Origin of the sequence: Flavobacterium psychrophilum DSM 3660 = ATCC 49418 (assembly GCF_002217405.1) — a bacterium.
GTDB classification, from domain to species: domain Bacteria; phylum Bacteroidota; class Bacteroidia; order Flavobacteriales; family Flavobacteriaceae; genus Flavobacterium; species Flavobacterium psychrophilum.
This window is the reverse complement of the sequence record NZ_MUHE01000034.1, coordinates 2213-25037: the sequence shown is the minus strand read 5'-3', so window position 1 is coordinate 25037 and position 22825 is coordinate 2213. Positions and strand designations below refer to the sequence as shown.

The 22825-nt window shown below is 31.0% G+C and carries 17 protein-coding genes and 1 pseudogene; 10 read left to right on the top strand and 8 right to left on the bottom strand.

Annotation, left to right across the window (positions count from 1 at the left end):
- The 8 genes from B0A57_RS09575 to B0A57_RS09540 form a co-directional block, all read left to right on the top strand.
- Window positions 1–1643 (top strand): virulence-associated E family protein (locus B0A57_RS09575; RefSeq protein ID WP_089081999.1); only part of this gene is annotated, 1643 nt, incomplete at its 5' end.
- Window positions 1644–2157: 514 nt separating this feature from the next.
- A complete protein-coding gene (locus tag B0A57_RS09570; RefSeq protein WP_038466501.1) occupies window positions 2158–4260 on the top strand; it encodes a type I restriction-modification system subunit M in 2103 nt (700 codons plus the stop codon).
- Window positions 4257–5528, top strand: coding sequence for a restriction endonuclease subunit S (locus tag B0A57_RS09565; RefSeq protein ID WP_074460308.1), 1272 nt, complete (start codon window positions 4257–4259; stop codon window positions 5526–5528). Before B0A57_RS09570 ends, B0A57_RS09565 begins: the two co-directional genes overlap by 4 nt.
- Before the next feature lie 23 nt (window positions 5529–5551).
- Complete coding sequence (locus B0A57_RS09560) at window positions 5552–10414, top strand: sacsin N-terminal ATP-binding-like domain-containing protein (protein ID WP_038466504.1); 4863 nt, start codon at window positions 5552–5554, stop codon at window positions 10412–10414.
- Between the two features lie 6 nt (window positions 10415–10420).
- Window positions 10421–13714, top strand: coding sequence for a type I restriction endonuclease subunit R (locus B0A57_RS09555; protein WP_038466509.1), 3294 nt, complete (start codon window positions 10421–10423; stop codon window positions 13712–13714).
- 90 nt (window positions 13715–13804) lie between these two features.
- The gene (locus B0A57_RS09550; RefSeq protein WP_038466512.1) at window positions 13805–14260 is read left to right on the top strand and encodes a hypothetical protein; all 456 of its coding nucleotides are present in this window, start codon (window positions 13805–13807) and stop codon (window positions 14258–14260) included.
- Between the two features lie 6 nt (window positions 14261–14266).
- On the top strand, window positions 14267–14449 hold the full coding sequence (locus B0A57_RS09545; protein WP_038466515.1) for a hypothetical protein: 183 nt from the start codon (window positions 14267–14269) through the stop codon (window positions 14447–14449).
- Window positions 14439–16868 (top strand): hypothetical protein, encoded by a 2430-nt coding sequence (locus B0A57_RS09540; protein WP_038466518.1) that lies wholly within the window; start codon window positions 14439–14441, stop codon window positions 16866–16868. Before B0A57_RS09545 ends, B0A57_RS09540 begins: the two co-directional genes overlap by 11 nt.
- A 188-nt stretch (window positions 16869–17056) precedes the next feature.
- Here the strand turns inward: B0A57_RS09540 and B0A57_RS12250 are convergent, their stop codons facing one another.
- From B0A57_RS12250 to B0A57_RS09510, 7 genes are all read right to left on the bottom strand, one after another.
- On the bottom strand, window positions 17057–17218 hold the full coding sequence (locus B0A57_RS12250) for a hypothetical protein (RefSeq protein ID WP_158409052.1): 162 nt from the start codon (window positions 17216–17218) through the stop codon (window positions 17057–17059).
- A 66-nt stretch (window positions 17219–17284) separates the two neighbouring features.
- Window positions 17285–17458 carry a hypothetical protein gene (locus tag B0A57_RS12245; RefSeq protein WP_086440623.1) on the bottom strand — a complete coding sequence of 58 codons (174 nt, stop codon included), beginning with the start codon at window positions 17456–17458 and terminating at the stop codon, window positions 17285–17287.
- A 180-nt stretch (window positions 17459–17638) separates the two neighbouring features.
- Complete coding sequence (locus B0A57_RS09530) at window positions 17639–17986, bottom strand: hypothetical protein (protein WP_038466521.1); 348 nt, start codon at window positions 17984–17986, stop codon at window positions 17639–17641.
- The gene (locus B0A57_RS09525; protein WP_038466524.1) at window positions 17983–18783 is read right to left on the bottom strand and encodes a type II toxin-antitoxin system antitoxin SocA domain-containing protein; all 801 of its coding nucleotides are present in this window, start codon (window positions 18781–18783) and stop codon (window positions 17983–17985) included. Before B0A57_RS09525 ends, B0A57_RS09530 begins: the two co-directional genes overlap by 4 nt.
- 446 nt (window positions 18784–19229) lie before the next feature.
- Window positions 19230–19451 (bottom strand): hypothetical protein, encoded by a 222-nt coding sequence (locus B0A57_RS12155; protein ID WP_123960885.1) that lies wholly within the window; start codon window positions 19449–19451, stop codon window positions 19230–19232.
- A 1085-nt stretch (window positions 19452–20536) separates the two neighbouring features.
- The gene (locus B0A57_RS09515; RefSeq protein ID WP_038466526.1) at window positions 20537–20779 is read right to left on the bottom strand and encodes a hypothetical protein; all 243 of its coding nucleotides are present in this window, start codon (window positions 20777–20779) and stop codon (window positions 20537–20539) included.
- On the bottom strand, window positions 20769–21023 hold the full coding sequence (locus tag B0A57_RS09510) for a hypothetical protein (protein ID WP_207758882.1): 255 nt from the start codon (window positions 21021–21023) through the stop codon (window positions 20769–20771). The genes B0A57_RS09515 and B0A57_RS09510 overlap by 11 nt, the downstream gene beginning before the upstream one ends.
- A gap of 142 nt (window positions 21024–21165) precedes the next feature.
- Here B0A57_RS09510 and B0A57_RS09505 point away from each other — a divergent pair, with 142 nt between their 5' ends.
- Window positions 21166–21477: a transposase gene (locus B0A57_RS09505; RefSeq protein ID WP_016361983.1), complete on the top strand. Its 312-nt coding sequence runs from the start codon at window positions 21166–21168 to the stop codon at window positions 21475–21477.
- A complete protein-coding gene (locus B0A57_RS09500) occupies window positions 21456–22373 on the top strand; it encodes an IS3 family transposase (RefSeq protein ID WP_317044342.1) in 918 nt (305 codons plus the stop codon). Before B0A57_RS09505 ends, B0A57_RS09500 begins: the two co-directional genes overlap by 22 nt.
- 119 nt (window positions 22374–22492) lie before the next feature.
- On the opposite strand, the pseudogene B0A57_RS12495 reads toward B0A57_RS09500, so the two are convergent.
- Window positions 22493–22825: pseudogene (locus tag B0A57_RS12495) on the bottom strand (transposase); the annotation flags it as partial.

The following is a 22825-nucleotide window of genomic DNA, read 5'->3' as shown; positions in this document are numbered from 1 at the left end:
TTACACCCAACGGGTTAACTAGATTATGTTTCTATTCTTCAGATGAAAATCTATATATAAATGATAATGCTTCCGTTTTTGTTACAACAATTCCAGTCGAAATTCCCGAGATTGTCATCCCGAACACAGTCAAAGAAACTCAACCAGAACCAGTCGAAAACACAGATGTAATTTACAACCACTGCATAAAGTTCACTGAAAAAAAAGTGCAATTTGTGGAGGGCAGTCGAAATGTATTCGTTTATCAATTAGCGAATAATTTAAACCGTAAAGGTGTTTCGCTTCACGAAGCTTTGGGATATATTCTAACCGATTTTGGATATGATGAAAAAGAAGTAACACAAGCAGTAAATAGTGCCTATGGAAACATTCACGAGTTTGGTAAAAATGAGAAATTTGAAACAGCTAAAAAAACAACACCTAAAACCCCAAAACCAACAACTATTTTAGATGATGAAGACGACGAAGACAAACCAAAACCAACTCAAATAGACCGTTTAGAGTTGTTTTTATCAAACAAATATGTATTTCGGCACAATATCGTTTCAGGCAAGTTAGAGTTCCAATATTTCGGTAAAAAGAAGTGGAATGTTATGAATGATTTTATTGAAAATTCAATGCTTCGGGAGTGTTTAAAAGGTCGAATTAAAACAAATCTATCTTCATTACGAAACTTGCTTTATTCTGATTTTTGTGAGCTTTTCAATCCATTTGAAGATTACTTTTTCAATTTACCTACTTACGATGAAAAAACCGACTACATTACTGAATTAGCCAACACAATCACAACTACAAAACAAGACCTTTGGCAACAATGTTTCAAAAAATGGTTAGTTGCAATGGTTGGTTGCGTTCTCGATGAAAAGGTAATAAATCACACCGTTATTGTCTTTAGCGGTAAACAAGGATTAGGAAAAACAACGTGGGTTGAAAAGTTAGTTCCAAAACCTTTGAAAGAGTATTTATTTTCTGGAACCATAAACCCAAACAATAAAGATACGTTGGTACAACTAGCTGAATGTATGTTAATTAATTTAGACGAACTCGAAAACCTAAACCGTTCAGAAATTGGATCACTAAAAGAAATCATTACAAAAACCCAAATCAGAATGCGAAAAGCTTACGGACACAATAACGAAACAATGCCCAGAAGGGCATCGTTTGCCGGAAGTGTCAATACAGCCCAGTTCTTAAACGATAGTACAGGAAGCAGAAGGTTTCTTTGTTTTGAATTGGAGGGCATAAAATACCAGCACAATGTAGATATTAATATGGCATTTTCACAAGCTTTATTTCTTTTCAAAAGTGGTTTCAGGTTTTGGTTTGACCAGGAAGAAATAAAATCAATAACCGAGAATAATGAACAATACCAACTCCGAAGTCCAGAAGAAGAACTGCTTTTAACGTGGTTTGAACCTTGCGAGGTAGAAAATGCGCAAACGTTTTTAAATGCTTCGCAAATAGCTTCAAAATTAGTCGATAGAACAAAAATCAACATTAATGATAATACAATTAACAAGCTGGGGAAAGCACTAAAAAAACATAATTTTATAAGACTTAAAAAAAATGGATTATTTGTTTATGCAGTTAAAGAAAACAGCTATGAAGAAGTAGATTATAGCAACAGAGAAATTCAAGAATAATTGAAAAATTAAACATTAAAAACAGCACACAAAAATCGCTTAAAAAAGTGGAAAACTAACGTTTCCACTTTTTTTATGTTTTTTACTTTTATTTGCTTCAAAATTCTTTGTTTTTATAGGGTAAGGTTGGTACCCAAAAAACGGCACAAACATTTTTTATTTTTTTTCTTGTCAAACAATCGGGTAATATAAGACCATAACAAAGCAAATTAGTAAAGTAGTAGTTCCAGTTTGCACTCATACAGCCATATAAATCCGTTTTTTTTATGCTAAAAAAATAAAAAATCTTTTATCTCAAATTAGGGTACCAACCTTACCCTAAACTTGTTTTCGCTCTTTTACATTCCATTGCTTTTTTGTATGTTTGTTGATTGTACAAAATCTGCTACAACAGATAGTAAAAACAGAAAATAAAATACCTGCACAAATTATAAAATCTAAAAAATAAAGTTGGTCTCATTTAACAAAGAGTTAGGTAGATAACTTTGTTTTTAAATACTATTTTTAAACAATAATGACAAACGAACAACTCAAAAAACTAGAAAAAGACCTTTGGGATTCTGCAAACTCACTCCGTGCTTATGGCGGACTAAAAGCTGCCGATTATGCAGTGCCAGTTCTAGGACTTATTTTTCTACGATTTGCAGAAAATAAATACAGCCACTACGAGCCAGAAATTCTTAAAGAATACGAAGCTGAAAAAGGCACACGATTAGAAAGACCAATCCATTCTATAGCATTATCAAAATGTGGATTTTATTTACCTGACTTTGCCCGATATGATTTTTTGCTAAATCTTCCTGGAGACGAAAGCTTGGCTAAAAAACTGCGCGAAGCAATGGAAGGCATCGAGAAATACCAAGACGATAAATTCAAGGATGTTTTGCCAAAAGAAGCCTACTTTGAAATAGAAAAAAAGAAAGCCGATATACTACCACAATTACTCAAGACATTCTCCGACATTCCTAAAAATGCAACAGGAGATATTTTTGGTAAGATATATGAATTCTTCTTGGGCGAATTCGCAATGAGCGAAGGGCAAAAAGGCGGTGAATTTTTTACTCCAACTTCTGTGGTACGTTTTATTGTAGAAGTCATTGAACCGTATGCCGGAAAGATATACGATCCAGCTTGTGGTTCAGGTGGTATGTTTGTTCAAAGTGCAACTTTCGTTAAAGAAGCCAAACACGATTTGAGTGATATTTATGTGTACGGACAAGAATATATGGGCGAAACGGCACGATTGGCAAAGATGAACTTAATGGTAAACAACATTCGTGGAGAAATTACCGAAACCAACTCTTACGAAAATGACCCTTATGAGGGTTTAGGGAAGTTCGATTTTGTAATGGCTAATCCACCGTTTAATGTAAAATCAGTAAAAGAAAGTACGGTTAAAAACGACGAACGTTTCTACAAATACGGCTTGCCAAAAAACAAAGGCAAAAACACCAACGACAGCATTACCGATGCCAATTACCTCTGGATTTCATTGTTTGCTACATCATTAAACGATAAAGGAAGAGCTGGTTTTGTTATGCCTAATTCGGCTTCTGATGCAGGAAATTCAGAATATGAAATTCGTAAAAAAGTGGTCGATAGCGGCATTGTAGATTGTATGGTTTCTATGCCATCAAATATGTTTTTAACCGTTACACTACCTGCAACGCTCTGGTTTTTTGACAAGCAAAAAATTAACACAGAGAGAAAAGATAAAATTTTATTCATTGATGCTCGAAATACCTATCATCAAAGAGACCGAGCACACCGCGAATGGAAAGAAGAACACATTCAAAACCTTACTGCAATTGTACGTTTATACCGTGGAGAAAATGAACGCTATCTGGAATTAGTTGGTCAGTACATCAACCAAGCCAACGAAGCTATGGTAAAAGTTCCGACAGCTTTCAATGATTATTTTACTATTTTAAAAAGTACGATAATTAATTTACAGCATTATTCAAGAGATAGTAAAACCAAACATAAAGCAGAAGCATTCAAAAAAATCACAGAAAGTGGTTTACTTGATAAGATAACCAGTTTATCATTACCAAATCTACCATTACCAGTCATTGCGAAGAACGAAGCAATCACATCCAACGAACAGCAACTATCCTATTCCAAAGAATTATCCGTTTACAACGCCCAAGTACAAGAAATAGAAACTGCTCTAAAAACAAGCAAAGAAGCATTGCTAGAAGTATTAGCAATTGCCGACAAACAAATCAAAGTAAAAAATGATAAAGATTGGACAGGTTTAGGCTTAAATGGTGTAAAACAAATTGAAGAACTGCAACAAAACTGGAAAAACAGCATTGATGAAGTGGTGTATTACCAAACTAATATTGACTGGTTGCAAAGCCGTTTTCCAAAAGCAAAATATGCCGATGTGGTTGGTTTATGCAGAGTAGCAGACAAAACAGAATATGTTGAAGAGCAAGATTATTCGATGAATGCGGGGAGGTATGTTGGGATTGATGCTGATAATGATGGCTTCACAAGGGAAGAATTTAAAATAGTTATTAGAAATAATAACAATAAATTAAAAGAACTCATTAACAAATCAACTTATTTAGAAGGAATTATTTTGGAAAACTTAATACAATTAACTGAATGATTTTTACGGAATATAAAATAGATGATTTGTGTTTATACATCACATCTGGTGGCACTCCTAAAGCGACTAATTTACAATATTATGACAATGGAACTATTCCGTGGATGAAAACTGGTGAAATTCACAAAGGATATATTTATAATACAGAAACACATATAACACAAGAAGCGCTAAAAAACTCTTCGGCAAAATTAATTCCTGCAAATAGTATAATTATAGCGATGTATGGCGATGGAGGAACAGCAGGAAATGTTGCTATAAATAAAATTCCGCTTTCAACCAATCAAGCGTGTTGCAATCTTGTTGTAAATTCTAAAATTTGTAATTATCAATATTTATACTTTTTTCTTAAAGGTAGTTACAATGATTTAGTTGCATTAAAAAGTGGAGGATCTCAACAAAATTTAAATGGAAAAACTATCAAAGAATTCAAAATCCTTCTTCCAGCACTTCCCATCCAAAATATAATCGCTTCCATCCTATCTGCTTACGATGAATTGATTGAAAACAACAAACAACGCATCAAGCTATTAGAAGAAATGGCAGAAGAAATTTATAAAGAATGGTTTGTGCGTTTGCGTTTTCCAGGTTATGAAAATATAAAACAAGTAGATGGATTACCTGAATGTTGGATAAAAAAACCAATTGATGAGTTTTTATCTTTTAGTATGTCAAAAGCCAAACTGAAAAAGTTTAACGACACTAAAACATATATTGCTACAGCTGATGTTACTGATATTAATATTACAGGACAGGGTGAAGTTATTGATTGGGAAAACAAACCATCAAGAGCACAATTAGTACCAGAATTAAATTCAGTCTTTTTTGCTAGAATGAGTAATACTTATAAAGTTTTGGTTTTTTCTAAAACGAATAAAGAGCTTATTGATGAATTAGCTTTAACAAGTGGCTTTTTGGGATTAAAAGCATTAAATGAAGAAACATTACCTTATTTGTTTTGGCTAATAAAAAGTGACACATTTCATAATTACAAAGATGTATTTGCAAATGGTGCTACGCAAGTTTCATTAACTAATGAGGGATTTCATAATATAAAATTAGTTGAACCATCTTTAAGTGTAATAGAAAAATTTGGTAAATCAACTTCAGCCTTTTTAAGTGAGATAATTACTTTAAATAAGAAAAACCAAGTTCTCCAAGAAACTCGTGATTTGTTATTGCCACGATTAATCAGTGGTAAGTTAAGTATAGAGCATTTGGGTGAAGAAGAATTAACAATGGTTGCAGAACCAAGAGAAAACTATTAAAAAACAAAATAGAACCAAATAGAATGGAAGTATCAAATGTTCTTACGATAGCCAATCAGGATATTTTAGATTTAATTGCTAAAAGAAGGGATATTTATATCAAAGACCCACTGCTTATTGTAGAACATTTCAACAATGAAAATAAAATCATTGATGAATATAATGGTCGTCAGTTGCTGGAAATGATTCAAAATGCAAACGACGAAAGCGATACTGCCAAACCTAAAAAGGTTAAAATAACTTTAGAAAACAACACTTTACTAATTGCTAACAATGGTAATCCGTTTTCTATTGGTGGCGTAGAATCGCTAATTTATAGTGATTTGAGCCCAAAAGTAATGGAAGAAAACAAAGTAGGTCAAAAAGGACTTGGTTTTCGTTCGGTACTTAACTGGTCCGAAGAAATTTACATTGCCAGTTATGACTTGCACTTAAAATTTTCTAAACAACACGCCAGAACTTTTCTTGAGGGATTAATAGATGAAAATCCCGAAATTCAAACTGTTTTAAAAAGAAAAACGAAAAAGTCGTTTTCAATTTCAGTCTTGCGCTGTCCTTACCTGGAAGAAGACAACAATCATAAAAAAGAAATCGATTATGATACTGTAATAGAATTAAGTTTAAAGGAAGGTATCGGTCAAGACATTAAAAATCAGATTGACAAAGACATTATTCCAGAAATATTAATCTTTTTAAACAAGCTGGAAGAAATTGAGGTTCAAACTGATGAACACCATTTTCTATTAAAAAAAGAAGCTAAAGATAATGGAATTCTTATTACCAAAACAGATTTTTTAGACGAGCAAAATAACGACAGTTGCTTGTGGTTTACTTCCGAAGAAAAAGGAAAACTAACAAACAATGAAGTCACCAAAAACTATGAACTAAAAATTGCTTACAACCCCAATACAAAACCATCAATACAAAAACTCTTTTCTTATTTTAGAACCGATGTTGATTTTCCTTACCCAGTTTTGGCTCACGGTTCTTTTGAATTAACCGGAAATCGAAACCAATTAATTGAAGACGAAAACGGATTTAATAAAATGCTACTAGACAAATTAGCAAAGTTGTTAGTGGATTGTTCTATTAAGCTTACCAAAGAAAATAAGTGTAATTATGACGCGTTAAAACTTATAATCCCATCTATTACAAATAATAGCAGTTTGAATAACGCTCCTTGGAATTTCAATAAAGCTATTGAAGTTTCTATTAGTGATACTCCTATTTTTCCCTCAATAAACAACAAATATTTAAAGCTTTCAGAAAACATAAAGTTTTATGAATTACCGATTAAAAATAGTATTCCTAAGAAGGCTTATTTACATTTCACTTCGCTTTTACAAGCAACATCTGATAAAGAGATTATCTATTATCTATCAACTCTAAAAATTAATTTAAAATATCCAGATAGTGAGTTTACCAATAAAATCAATCAAATTATTGACAATGATTTTTTAACTGAAAAACAACGTATCGATTGGATTTATTTAGTTTGCGAAAAAACAAAAGAGATCTATAGTGGTAAAAGTCCAACATTACCATTTTTACTTATTAATTCCGAAGATAAAAGAATCAAAAGCTTTGATACGGTAATTGTGCCTCCAAAAGAGGTTACTTACAAACTTCCTAAAGGAATTAAATTACAATTCTTAAACCAAGATTTGTACAGAAGAATTAGATCTCGATTTGGTAATATTCCTCCACGTCAAGTTATTGAAAAACTGAATCTATACAATGTGGCAGAATATGCGATGAATGTAGTGGTTCAAAAAATTATTTCGAGTACAAATGAAATTATTAGAATAGGAAAAAAAGATAAAGTCAATGCAATTGCGGAAATGCACAGGGCTTTATTTAGTATTTACAACTCATTAGATGATAATACAGATACTAAAAACACCTTTCCAGTTACATTAACTTCACCATATTTATTTACAAGAAATAATGAGTTAAAAGAAGCAAATAAATTATATTTCGGTAAAGAATATGCTTTAGGATATTTAATGGAAGATTTACTGAATGAGGTCAAAGAAGATGTTTTTGTGGGTAGTTTAGAACAAAATGGATTAATAGGAGGACGACCAGAATCAGAAGATTTAATGTCAAATTATTCTGTTGAAAAATACTTAAAATGGCTTGGTATTGCTGATTTTCCAAAGAAGATTAAAAAAGAGATTACAAGTTATCGCTATAAAGACGACAGCTACATTCGAAATATTATTTCATCAATTAAATATCCATTTACTACACCTACTTTCAATGATGTGATTGTAAATTTAGAAGAAATGAAAACGTGTTGGAATTTTAGATCTAATGTGCTTTGGTATGAACATTTTGAAGAAATTGTGAACGGTGCATCATTTGAAATATTATTAACTTGGTTTTTAAAAGATAATGAATTATATAGTTCTATTATCAGAAATCAAGAAAATCCTCAAAGTAATTTTACTTTTGAATACCCAAAAAAACAATACCTTAGAAACATTCCACACATTCATCATAAGTCATTTATTTATTACTTTTTACAAAAAAAAGAGTTTATACCAGTAGAAAATGGCGAAAAATCAAGACCTAGTAATTGTTTGCTTGATAGTAATAATTTAAGTCCATTAGTCAAAACACCAAAAATAAATTACACTGCTGCATCTTTTATTAAAAATAATATAGATGAAGAACAAATAGATTATTTTTTAAAAAGAATAGGATTAAAAGATAGTTTGAAAGATTTAACTATTCAATCGCTTTATTCTTTATTGAACCAACACAACACACATTTTTCAGAAGCGACAAGCAATATTCAAAGTTTTTATATGGCTATTATCGAAGCTACTAAAAATAGAGAAGTTATTGAAGATAGTATCGAAAGGAAAAAATATTTTGAAACAGGTAACATTTATGCTTATTTTGAAGGTAAGAATAGTTTTGCTCCCATTAATGAAGTAACCTATGTTGACAATCCAAATTTCAGTCAGGAGTTATTGAAGAAATTAAAGATTGCCAAGTTGCCGCATAGGGCAGGAAATCAAAGAATTTATAGTTTGTTTGGTGTTCAGCCGTTAGATTACATCAAATTTAATGTTCAGAAAAATATTGAGTCCAATCATAAACTCAATGAAGCTTTTGTTGGCGAGTTAAATGAAATGAAACCTCATTTATTTGCATACCGTTTTCAAAAAGGATTGAAAAAAACACAATTAGATTTTGAACTATCTGCAATAAAAAACATCAAGATTATTATAGCGTTTAATATTGATGTAAAGTACCGATTAAATGGCGTAGATAATGATTTAGCATTAAACAAATACGAATACATCCAAGACGATGTTTCAAAAATATTTTACATCAAATTAGACCGTGATAATTCCAATTATCAAGAATTAAAAAAGGATTATAGATTAAAAGAAACCATTGCCGACATTATTTGTGGTGCTTTAAAAGTTACTGAAAACAGAAAAGATTTTATTTTATTATTGGGCGAAAGTCCTTCCAATTGGATTCATCTTTTAAAAAGAGAGTTTGAAGATTATGAAACTATTGAAAAAGAAATCATAGGAAAGTTTGAAGGAGTTTTATCATCAGAACAAAGGTTTTGGAAACTAATATTGGATATAAAAGAAATAAAATTCAAATCAGAAATAGATTTAAATAGTGACTTTATTCACAGTAAATTATTTGTAAAATTAGGTAAAGATGAGTTTTTTGAAATATTTAGAAAATTAGATTACAATAATCTTTCAGACCGTAAAAACTTCTTATACATCCAAAAAATATTCAAATACATAAAAATCGATTTATCTGATTTTAATGCATTTAGCTATAAAATTTTAAACTTTGAAAGTTATTTAGACAATCAATTATACACATACCATAAGGTTTTTTCAGAAAAATACGCTTCCTTTTTATACAACAAGAAGCAATCGAATGGTTTTATAGAAAAATGTGAGCAGGTTGCTAAATTCAATTCCTTTACAGTCAGTAACTCAATTAATTTTGAGATCAAAAAAGCGCATAAATTGGCAATTTCAAAAAGCTTTGCAGGTATAAATTATCCTGCTATTGAAGATATATTAAAAATTGACTTAGAGGCAATATATAATAAAAATATCAAGGCATTAGAATCTGATTTGAGATTACTACCTAATTTTAATGATACTATTTTCAATGATAATAAATATGATACTGCATTTAAAAATGCTGTTTTTTTTAATGAGGTTGAAAATTTAAAAATAGATTTGATTCAAAAATTCAATACTTTAACCAGAGATGAGGGTGAGTTACAAATAAATATTGCTAATACTTCGGTTGCTTTTTCAGACAATAACGTAAATGATTTATTAGATTTTATCGAAGAGCAAGTAAAAAATAATGATTTCAAAATGGAACATTATGATCCTACAAAAGCTCCTGAGGCAAATAATAATGGAAAAGGAAATAGTTCAACTGGGCAATCTTTTAATGGAAAATCTAAAAAATACAAAAATGAAGATATTGGTTTTATTGGGGAGAAATTTGCTTTTGAATTATTAAAGAAAGAATTTGATAGTGTTGAATGGGTTTCTGAGTATGCAATAAAGGCTGGGTTTCCTAATGGGAAAGATGGTTTAGGTTATGATTTTGAATGTAAAAAAGGAGAAGAAACACGATTTGTTGAAGTGAAAAGTTCAGTAACAAAAAATTATTCATTCAACATTAGTACAAATGAAGTCAAAATTGGACATTCAAAAGAGAAATCATTCGATATACTTTTAATAACCAATCTTTTATCTGAAGATATTAATTTCAAATATTTAAAAAATATATTTAATTACACAAACAACGAAAGCTTTTTGGAAAACACCAAATTTCTTGTTGAAAATGACAGTTATAAAATTAAGTTTAAATAGTAAACTATGGCATATCTAAACGAATCACATATTGAAGTAGCCGACATCAATTTCTTTACCGAAAAATTGGGCTACAAGCACATCGATGCTTGGGAGAAAAAGCTAATGGGTAGAGAAACCCTTAAAGATGTAGTGTTACTCGACCGTTTACGAAGTAGTTTAGAAAAGCTAAATAAAAATTTACCGTCGGAATGTATTGACCACGCCATTTATGAACTGACAAAAAGCAGAGCGACACTGACGCCAATCATAGCAAACAAAGAAATATATGAATTAATTAAAAACGGCGTACAGGTTGAATATAAAAACGAATTAGGTCGTGAAGAAAATGATTATGTAAAAGTGATTGACTTTAACGAGAAGACAGAAAATGATTTCTTATTAGTTTCGCAATTAAGTATCGAATACCAGGAAACGCAAAACATTACCCGAAGACCCGATTTATTGCTTTACATCAATGGTTTACCATTGGTAATGATTGAATTAAAAAATGCTACGGAAAAGGTAAAAGTAGCATTTGATAAAAACTTAAAGGATTACAAACGAGACATTCCTCAATTGTTTTGGTATAATTTATTTGTGTGTGTGTCGAACGGAATCCAAACAAGAGTTGGTAGTTTCAATGCACCTTGGGATCATTTCTTTTCTTGGTTAAAACTAACCGATACAGCCATAACACACAACCAACCCACAAAAGACGAAATCGAAATTGAAAGTCAAAGAACCGGAGAGCATTTAAGTCTAAAAATATTTGGGGAAGGTCTTTGCTGTAAAGAACACATATTAGATTATTTTGAAAACTTTGTGTTATACCATAAAAACAAGGTTAAGATCATTGCAAAAAACCACCAGTATTTAGGGGTTAATAATGCGATACTTGCTTTACAGAATAAAGATACCAACAAAGGAAAGTTAGGTATATTTTGGCACACACAAGGTTCTGGAAAATCTTATTCAATGATTTTTTTCTCCAAAAAAATCCATCGAAAAGTTACAGGAAATTGGTCCTTTTTGGTCATTACAGACCGTAAAGATTTGGATGGACAGATTTACAGAAACTTTCTAGAAACAGAGGCAATTGTTGAAACCAAAGACCAAAAAGAAAACTATTTCAGACCCAAAGACAAAGTAAATCTACGAGAATACTTGCAATCCAATAGAGCATATGTTTTTACATTAATTTTTAAATTCGGTATAGAAAGCGGTAAAACATATCCACAACTAACGGATAGAAAAGATTGGATTGTAATTGTGGATGAAGCCCATAGAACACAATACAAGAGTTTGGCAGAGAATATGCGTATTGCATTACCAAACGCTCAATACATAGCTTTTACAGGCACACCATTATTAAAAAGCGAATTGACTAAAGATTGGTTTGGCTCCTATATATCCGAATACAATTTTGCTCAAAGTATCGAAGATGGAGCAACGGTGCCTATTTTCTATAAAAAAAGTGTACCAAGAGTAGAACAAATTAATCCTGATTTAGTCGGAGAAGCAGCTGCAATTTTAGAAGATGAAAACCTTACTGAAGAACAAAAAAGTAAATTAGATAAAGAGTTTTCTACCTTATTGAATGTAGTCAGAAGAGACGATAGATTAGAAGAAATTGCAAAGCATATAGTGAAACATTTTCCATATCGTTTAGATGTCGTTGATGAAGATGACCGACGACGACCAATGAAAGCAATGGTAATTAGCATTGATAAATTCACAGCGGTTAAAATGTATGATAAGGTGCAATACCACTTAAAAGAGGAAATCAAAGAGTTAAGAAAGAAAATAGCTAGCGAAAACAATCCCGAACTAAAAACAAGATATGAAAAGGCAATCGCTTTTATGACAGAAACCAAAATGGCCGTTGTGATTAGTCAGGAAGGAAGTGATAAAGAAGAAGAAAAAACATTTAGTGAAGCCGGTTTAAATATAAAACACCATAGGCAACTAATAGATCACCCAGATGAAGACGGTCGTAACATTGAAGATTATTTCAAAGACCCAAACAATACCTATCGCATTGTTTTTGTTACCGCAATGTGGATGACTGGTTTTGATGCACCATCAGTTTCAACACTCTATTTGGATAAACCATTACAAAATCATACGTTAATGCAAACTATTGCAAGAACAAATCGGGTTATTGAAGGAAAGAAAAATGGTTTAGTAATAGATTATTTTGGGGTTTTTAGAAATCTTAAAATAGCTTTAGCAGCTTATGCAGAAGGAACTAAAGGCAGAAACAACGAAGATAATGAAGACGAATATCCAGCAAAAGAGTTTGAAGAATTATTATCATTATTAGACCAAGCAATAATTGAAGCAAAGCTGTTTTGTAACGAATTGGGAGCTGATGTAGATAAAATTCTATCAATGGGAGAAAGAGGATTCAAAGAAATAGAATTGTTTCAAGAATACGCCAATATTATTTTAGCAAAAGACGAACATAGAAAACAATTAGGATTATTTGTAAACACAATTGTTTCGTTGTATGATTCTGCAAAACCAGAAGTGTATGAATTTCCAATCGTAAAAAAGAATAGGGATGTTTTACAATATTTAAGAGATGTTGTCGACAGAAATGTAGATCAGGACGAAGCAGTAGAAAGAGCCAAGAAAAAGATTGAAGAATTACTAGATAGTAGTATCGTTGGAAAAGGAGATTTACAAGAACCAATTAATTTGGAATACAAGATGGATTCCTCAAAACAGATTGATTTAAGTAAATTGAATTTCGAATTATTAAGAAGTGAATTTCCAGATAAAAAGCACAAAAATATTCAGTTTGCCGATTTAAGAGAATTGCTAGAAGTTAAGTTAAAGCAAATGATGGCTCAAAATAAAACGAGAGGTTCATTTTTAGAAAACTTTCAAAAGATAATTGATGATTATAACTCTGGTAGTATTTCTATTGAAGAAGCTTATGAAGAATTAGTTAAACAAGCCGAAGCAATGAATGAAGAGCAACATCGAGCTGCTAAAAATGAAATGACTGAAGAAGAGCAAGAACTTTTCGACTTATTAAAAAAAGACAAATTAACCAAAGAGGAAGAAAAATCAGTTCGATTGGCTGCAAAGTCTTTACTAGAGAAATTATACGACGTTAAAAATAAAATCCTAATCCAAGAATGGCATAAAGAAAAGGCAACACAGGAAAAAGTAAAAAGAGAAATCCAATTGGTACTTGGAAGCTTGCTACCAGAAACCAGTTATGACCGATTAGTTTTTTCTCAAAAAGTAGATGTAGCATTTCAGCATTTTTATGAGTTAGCACAAATGGGAAGAGGTTTTGCAGCCTAATTTGCTTTGGTAAATCCTTATTTTAAATAGGTATTTTAAATATTAATCAATAATGTCTAAATGATAAAAATTTTAAGTAAGCATTAAATTATGAGTAACGAAGTAACTATATTTTTTGATAGTCCAAAACCTTTTATATTAGCTAATATAAAACCTTTAAATGGCATTGCTGGCTTGTACTTTATTTTTAGTCAGTCTATTGATATTCAATATCCTTTCGAGAAATCAAAATTGTTATATATCGGAATGAGTGAAAAAAAAACCAATAGTATTGCAAGTAGATTATCAGGTCATTTTGATGGGAAATCAAAAAATATAGGACTTACTAATTATAGAAAAATAGAACCCCTTTTATTTACTTATATCAATTTCGAAATGCTTCAAAACATTTGGCATTTTAGGATAGAAGATTTAGAAAGCTATTTTCTATTAAATTTTGTGGAGCATTTTGGCGTATATCCAATTTGCAATAACAAGACAGGTTTTGAAATTCTAAACAATACACTCTCAACAAGTTTTAAAATTGATTGGGATTATTTTAAATAAAACACTATGGAAAGCAAGGTAAAATCTGGGAAAGAAATATTGGATGACTTTTTTGAAAATATAGAAAGTATCGAAAATGTAGATAAAGACATAGCAAAAATGTTAGCTGACTTGTATGCACAAGGTAAACTTACTGATGTAAATGTGAAAAATGAACTTCCTAAACTCCCAGTAAAAGATGGCAATTAAAATTAATAACCTTAAAATTAAAGGTATCAGAGGAGCAAAAGACAGTATTGAATTGCCTTTAAACGGAAAATCTATTTTGCTTTATGGCGATAACGGCACTGGAAAAAGTAGTATTTCTGATGCTATTGAATGGTTTTACACTAATAAAATCAAACACTTATCTACTCCTGAAATTGATACAAACGATGCTATTAGGAATGCAAAACTTCTAGATACAGAAACTTCAGAGGTTACTATATTATACTCAAATGCAAGTTTAGATTCAACGAAAACTCTCTCTTTAAAAAATAATAAATTAGTTACGAAAATCTCAAATACAAGTGAGGATTTTAAAAAATATCTTGATGATTCAGAAAAAGAAAATTTAATTTCTGGTTACCAATACATTAGAAATTTCGTTGACAAACCGAAAGGAGAAAAGTTAAAACACCTATCTGATATCATTGGATTTGAAGAAGTTACTAAAATAAAAAGTGTTTTATTGAAATCTTTAAATAATGCAAAGAGTAATTTAAAAACTCAAAATTTTGAGACACTTATTAATAATGAAAAGGAAAAACTGATACTAAATATTGGTGCATCTACTACGCAGGAAAAAAACTTATATGATACAATCAACAACAAAATAAAAAAACTGAATACAGGCATTGAAGTAAAATCTTTTGAAGATATCAAAAATCTACTTATGCTTTTGGGTAAAGGGCTAGATCCAAATCAACAATTTGAATTAAAGTTTCTTGAAGATTCAAAAAGTGCTTTAACTCTTTTGAAAAGTGAAACAAAATTATTGGAAGATGAATATTCAAAATATTTTAATGAATTCGAAATTATTGCAAATGATGTTGAAGCCATAAAACAAACTTTTTTCGAAGAATTATTAAAATCTGGAACAAAAATTTTATCTAGTAAATACCTTAAAGATGATAATTGTCCTTTGTGTTTGCAAACAAAAAACTCTGATGAATTACTTTCTGAAATCAAAATCAGATTAGTTAATATCGAAGAATCTTCACAGAAAAAAGTAAAGTTCGGAATTGCTTTAAATAGTGTAAAAGACATAGCGATTGAAAGAATCAAGAGATTAGATGTTTTATTAAATAATACCCAAGCAGATAAAGAAAATAATCAAACTGTTAAAGAAGGTTTAACTGCAATAAAAACTAAAATCCATAATTATCAAAATACCGCTGATATTAAAGTAACTTCGGGAGATAAATTACCAGTTTTGGATATAATCAAATTAGTTGAAAATGATTTTGAATTTATTAAAATCATAAATGATAGAATAATCAAAATCCAAGATTCTCAAAAAGGAGAAACACCAGCCGTTTTATACTCAAATATTACAGCTTCTAGAGATGCTTTTTTAAGCATTAAAAAATTTGAAGCGCAAAAAGTAATTTTAGAAAATCAGCAAAAATCATTTCAGTTAATTTATGATGAGTTTGAAAAACAGCAAAAACAGGGACTTGATAATTTTATAAACTCTTTTTCTGTTAAGATTAATGAGTATTATCAGTTTATGAATCCTGATGAACCTTTTCAAGACATTGAAATTATTACAAAAGGGGAAGATGATGAATTAGATGGTCTAACCATCAAATATAAATATAATGATAAATGGGAAGTTAATCCTTTAAAACATTTTAGCGAATCACATTTGAATTGTTTAGGGTTATCATTTTTTTTAGCTTCAGTTGATGCTTTTAATACTGAAAATGATTTTATTATTTTAGACGATGTAATTTCAAGTTTTGATTCAAACCACAGACGAAGATTTGCAGATTTATTATTTGATAAATTTTCAAAACATCAAATTATAATATTAACCCACGAAAAGGAATGGTTTACAAATATTATTAGTCCAAAGGCAAAGAACAAAGGCTGGTTGGTTAATGAGATTAAGTGGACAGAAGAGAAAGGAACATTCATTAAAGAAAAACCAAGTGATTTAAAAGAATCAATTTTATATCAATTAGCAGAAGGAAATAATGATAATATTGGAAACCCAATGCGAAAATATTTGGAGCATTGTTTAAAAGATATAGCCCTAAATCTTGATGCTAAATTGAGTTTCAGATATAACGATTCTAATGAGCACAGAATGCCTTATGAGTTACTTATGGCGATTAGGTCTGAAATTAAAAAATCAAGTGCAGAATTAAAATTAAAATACCCATTATTAGATAGAATAGAGAGTTCTGCATTATTTGGCAATACTCTTTCTCACGACAATCCTATTAATGCAAGTATAGGAGATATAAATTCTTTTTGGGCAGATATTTTAGAATTGGAAAAATTATTTATTTGTCAAGAAACAACTTGTAAAAAACCAAAAGTAAGTTTGTTAAATTACGACACAGTAGCTAATAAAATTCGTTGCGGTTGTGATGCTACAAAGTATGATTGGAAAAGGTAAAAAAAAATATTTTCAAGTAAGTCATTATCTCATTCAGCTGCACAAAATCCTCGTTTAGTCCAAGTATTCCTAAACTCGCATCTTTGTTTGCTTCATTTCGTTAATTCCCAATATAATTAAAGACAACATATTTGAGCATAATTTAAAAAACCAGTTTTACCAAAGGCAAAACTGGTTTTTAAAGAACATTATTTTAATGCCCTTATAATCAAAATCAAGGCAATTGAAACAGTTGCAACTGCAACAACACTATTGACAAATTTAGCAGTTTCACCATAAACAGTAACACAATTATTGTTATGGCATAGTGACGCTTGCTCACTGGTTTTAATTTTATTAAATGTGTACATCTAATTAATTTTTTGGTTAATAGAATTCCGAACAACACCAAGCCGTGTTCTGTCAGCTACCTAATGTTACTTCTCTTTAGTAACACCTTTGAATGGAGTACCATCTTGCTTAACATCCATAAAACGACCAGTATCAGCATCACGCTTTACCCACTGCTCCGTTTTTGGATTATAAGTTTGACTACGGTCTTTTACAGCACCATTACGATGTCCGTCTCCAACTTTACCATTTTTAGCCATAGCTGTTAATGATTTTGTCTAACCAAACTATTTAATATTGAGGCGTTTGGTCAAAAACCCAAGGAATAATTAGGTAATAAATAGAATTCTATTACTTTTGCAGAAGAAATATAGAGCGGTCAAACTTTTATTTCATCCGACCGAAGCGCTATTCCTTTTTGCTTCGGTTATTTTTTTTCATTATTCAAAATAATTCATTATTCGGTCTCTGTCCTCATTCTCCTTATCATTTTTATGGTATATCTCAATAAAAACAATCTTATTATCATCCTTGAAATAAGCATAAACTAAACGCAATCCCGAATTAACTCCATTTCCTTTTAACGATTTACAAGCTATTTTTTTTACTTTAATAACACAGCTTTCAATTCCTAGGTTGTCAATTCTAAAACTAAAAGGAGGTCTTGCATCAGGTAAAATTTCCAAAACTTTCTTTACTACTTCTATGTCGTCCTTTAAAGTCTTATACTTTTTCAAAAGACCTTTAAAGTCTTTCTTAAATGGATCTATTTCTTCAAATACAATCATAATTCAACTTCTTCTTCATAGTTTCTTACAGAAAAAGGAGGTTCTCTATAAAAAGCCAATTCGTAATTAATTTCTTCTCCATCTTTTGAAGCCATCCAAGGAATGTCTTTATGCGAATAATTACTAACCGCAGAAGCCGACCAATCACTCATTTGTTCAATTACTCTATCAATTATCTCTTTTTCACTAGCTTTAAATGCTGTCAAATCAGCTTTTTCTAATGGTAAATAACGAGTTTGAGGATAACCGTGATATTCTGTTTTTACACGTTGTATTTGATTAAAATCAATCATTTGAGAAATAATAGTATCTAGGTTTTGAGGCACTGGTCCAAAAGGTAGTTTTCTGTAATTCGCTCCAGTAAGATGCTCTTCGTATAATTCATAATAATTAAAATCAGAAAAATACAAAAGCTTGTATAAAACAGTTTCTCCTACATTTGGTTTTCCGGCACACCTTTCCAAAATATACAATAGCACATTTTTAAACTTACCTATTTGTAAAGTTGGTACTGATATTCTCTCATTTACAGTTTTTGGCTTTTCAGTTTCTTCTGAAATAAGCAAACCTTCTGATGTAAAGTCCTCTGACATAAAGTCGTCAAGCGAAAAACCAAGAACTTGAGCAAACTTTTGTAGTTCCATAATATTTAAACTTCTTTTACCCAACTCAATTTGAGTTAAAGAAGGTCTAGATATTCCAACAATTTTTGCCAAGTCTTCCTGTGAAAGTTGTTTTTTCTTTCTTAACTCAACAATCCGCTGTCCAATTTGAACTTGTGATATTTGAAAAATCATAATTTTGTGAGATTAGTTATTGGGTACAAATATATAAAATGTTTTAATATAAAACAAAATTATGTTTTAATTTAAAACAATATTTTTATCAACTCATAATCTTTAAAAAAGTGATTTGTGGCATAAAGCACGTTCTACATTTCAGTTGCCACTCCTTTGCCAACGCTCTAAAAAAAATGTAATAAACTTTGCTTTTTGTCGCAATTATATACAATATTTGCGACAAAATAGCTCCAAAATAATGCTTTAAATAATTGATTTTAAGATATTAACCAAAATTAAAAAAGCCAAGAGGTAAATGCTCTTTTTGTTACAGTCATTATCTCATTCAGCTGCACAAAATCCTCGTTTAGTCCAAGTATTCCTAAACTCACATCTTTGTTTGCTTCATTTCGCTAATTTCCTGTTTAGTTGAAAAGAGAAATAGGAATAAACAGAAACAACTGCTAGTAACGGAGGTTTTGCGCTATTGGGGCAATAGTGTTTAATTGAATGTTTGTCTTGTTTTTGTACTGTTTCGTGTAGCGGAAAGTTTGTTGCTCTTTAATCCCCAACAGACGCAAAGCCAGCCGATGGAAAAAATCGCCCTTCGGGACAATTTTTTCCATCGAGCCCCCGCTACGCGGGCGATGAAAAACCATCGTTGCTTTCGCACGATGTTCTTCCATCACCCGCTTTGCTAGATTTTCTTCGAGAGCAAGCTCTCTCGAAAACCCCGCAAAGCGGGGGCTCGTTACTAGCAATTGTACACCTCCGCAACAACATTTTCGTTAAATACAACTTTTATCTTTCCGCAGAAACTCTTCCGAAACCAAGCAGACGCTGACCATTTGAACGCATAAAAAGAAATAGGAAGTATTTTCATATTGACATTGTGAGTATAAAAATTGCTTTTAGAGTTTATTGTTTTTTTTGGTTTAAAGCAATTTTCTATACACACAACCCCAATAGTGCCAGTAAGAGTATTCTTTTTTATTTGCCAGAAACATCAAGGTCAATTGGCTTTCCGTCTGCTTGATGCGTAGCGTTTCCAGGATACATATAGCTGTAACATTCAAGTTTATCTTTCTATTGACTATTTCGCATCAAGCAGCCAAGAAAACCAATCAGAACGTTCACGGTAAGCAAATAAAAAAGAATACCCTTACTTCGAGCTTCTGCCAACGCACTAGGAAAGTATTTGCATTGCTTTTGTAAGTTTATAAAATTGCTTATCAACAGTAGTGGAATTACAGATTAAGCAATTTTATAAACCCACAAAACCAAAAAAAGCCCACAAGAGTGTAGTTTTTTATTTGCCAGAACAACAAAATATAAATCAACATCTGAATAAGCAAATAAAAAACTACACACTTGTTTCGCTACTGCCAGCGCACTAGGTCAGAGCAGTTGGGGAAATCTTCCATTTCCCCAAACCCCATAGGATGCAATTTTTTTCAAACGAATGCCCACAACATCCGATTTCAAAAGGACGAATCCGTAAGGGCATTCGTTTAAAAAAAACAGCTCAAATTGAAGTCTTATCGGAATGGTAAGAGATGAATTTGAAGTTATGGGCTTACTTGGATTTCTTTTTTTGATAAACCAATACGTTTTTGATTGACAAATGAAAGCTATATAAGCAATACATAAGTGCAATATGAACCACCCACTTAAATAAAACGAAGAAAAGCAAAGCAAAAGACCAATTGAAACTGACAAAAACAAAAAAAGCTCCGAAATTCGGAGCTAATGAGTTGGTTTTTAACCGTTTTTAAGGGTTTGTTTTTGGTTCTTCTTCCGATTTTACAGCAGTTTGGGAAACTACCGAAATAATACTACCACCAAGAACCAAATAACCAGCAGCCGAAACCAATCCAACAGGCAAAGCAATAGGCGAGGCGATGATAATTCCGCCAACGGATGCCAAAGCAATTCCAACAGTGCGAAGAATTTTAAACCATTTTGGAGTTGGAGCATTCATTCTTTCCACTACATTCAAACTTTTATTTTTCATAATCTTGATTTTTTAAAATTGTTAATTCAATATTGTTTACTCTTTTTTCTAAATATTCTACTTTCTGGTTGAGTAAATCGTTACCACTTTTGAACTCGGTTTTGATGATCAAAGCCATTGTTTTAACTTCAATCAAATCTTTTTCCATACTCTTGAAATCGGTGTGTAATTGCTTGATAAAATAAGCGACAACAGAGAGTAACAATGTGATAAGTGTTCCAAAAATTACCGTGATGTTATTCATATTTTCCATTGATGAGGTACTTTAGAATTGAAAATTATTTTCAATTGTTATTTTGTTGTTATCAAATTTTGCCAGTGCAGCCTATTTTAGCCCCTTAATAAATCGGAGTGATATTTTAAATTTCAAATAGTACATTTGAGATATGAAATACAAGAAATGGAGCTTAGAAGAAAAGCTAGAAATCCTATCCTCTTCAGAAGAATTAGGAGTTGTTGAAACCTGCCGCAAATACAGCGTTAGCACTGGCACTTTGTATAGCTGGAAGAAGAAACATGAGAAGCAGGGAGAAGCTGGTTTAAAAGTAACTTATGATACTAGTAGTAAAGAGCTAAAGCAAGCTGAGGAAGAAAACAGAATTCTACGCAAATTATTAGCTAACAAGGAAATCGAATTAGAAATAAGTCGTGAACTTTTAAAAAAAAAGTTTGGAACATCCGATCCAAGAAAGATTTAGTAGACAATATTTATAGTAAACATAAGATTAGTAAAACCAAAATTATCACTATGTTAGGCATGGTTCCAAGTAGTTATTATCGAAGACCAGGCTCAGGTAAGAAAGGTAATAAACCTAGTGAATTTACTTTTAATGAATCTAAAGGATATGTAAGTCAAGATGTTGTTATTGAATCTGTTAAATCCATTTTAAGTAATGAATTTATTGACTGCGGTTACCGTTTAATGAGTTGTTATTTAAAACGAGAAGGTTACTTAATTAATCATAAAAAGCTGTACCGAATTATGAAAGAGGAAGGTTTATTGAAACTAGAAAACCGAATAAACAGGAGTGGTTCTGGTCGTAAATTTGTAAAATATAGAAAAGTAAACACCACTAAACCTTTTGAATGTTTAGAAATGGATATTAAGATGGTTTGGATTCCAAACGTAGGTAAAAATGCTTATTTACTATCCATAATAGACGTACATACTCGCAGAATATTAAAAGATTTTTTCTCTTTCAATATCAAACAAGACAAAGTAATTGCTTTTCTTTCAGATTTAATTTTAGAATACCAATACCCTGAAAATGTTGTGATAAGAAGTGATAATGGAAGCCAATTTATTGCCAAAAGTGTTCGGGAATACCTTGGATTTATTGGAGTTCAGCAAGAATTTACCCATGTAGCAACACCAGAAGAAAATGCGCATATTGAAGCCTATCATGGAATACTAAAAAAAGAAGTGTTCCAAAGAGTTGATTATAGAACTTTTGGAGAAATTGAACTAATACTAAAAAGATATGTGATTTTTTATAATAATACCAGGCTACATGGCCTTTTAGGACGCATTACCCCAATAGAGAAATGGAACCAAGATAAACATCTAATTTTAATGAAAAAATTAACCGCATAAATAATAATCGAAATTTAGAATAATACTCTTGTTTTATAGGGGTCAAAACATTTTAAGCGAGGTTTATTTTTGGGTTAAGTTCAATGTTGTAAAATTTTGATGCCTTAAAAACATACGTTTCAAGTTAAAAAGGATCGTTTTTAAAAAAGCTTGGTTCTTCCCTATTTTTTGGGATAGCACTTGAGTCAAAATACTTGGTTTTTTCACAACAAAGCGTAAGTATTTCTTGAGGTTGTAGGTTAATGATGCCATTAGTACGTGTTTGTTGGCATTTCTTATTCCTCGTGTGTTTACTCTTTTCATATTGGTAAAGTTTACCAATGTTCCTATTACCGGTTCTACGGTTTTGCTTCTTACTCATACCATTTTCTTGGCATACTCTGGGTTTTGTGTGAGCTTTTTGTGCATTCTGTCGTAGTGTTCTTTATGAACGCTGTCGTCTATCTTTTTGT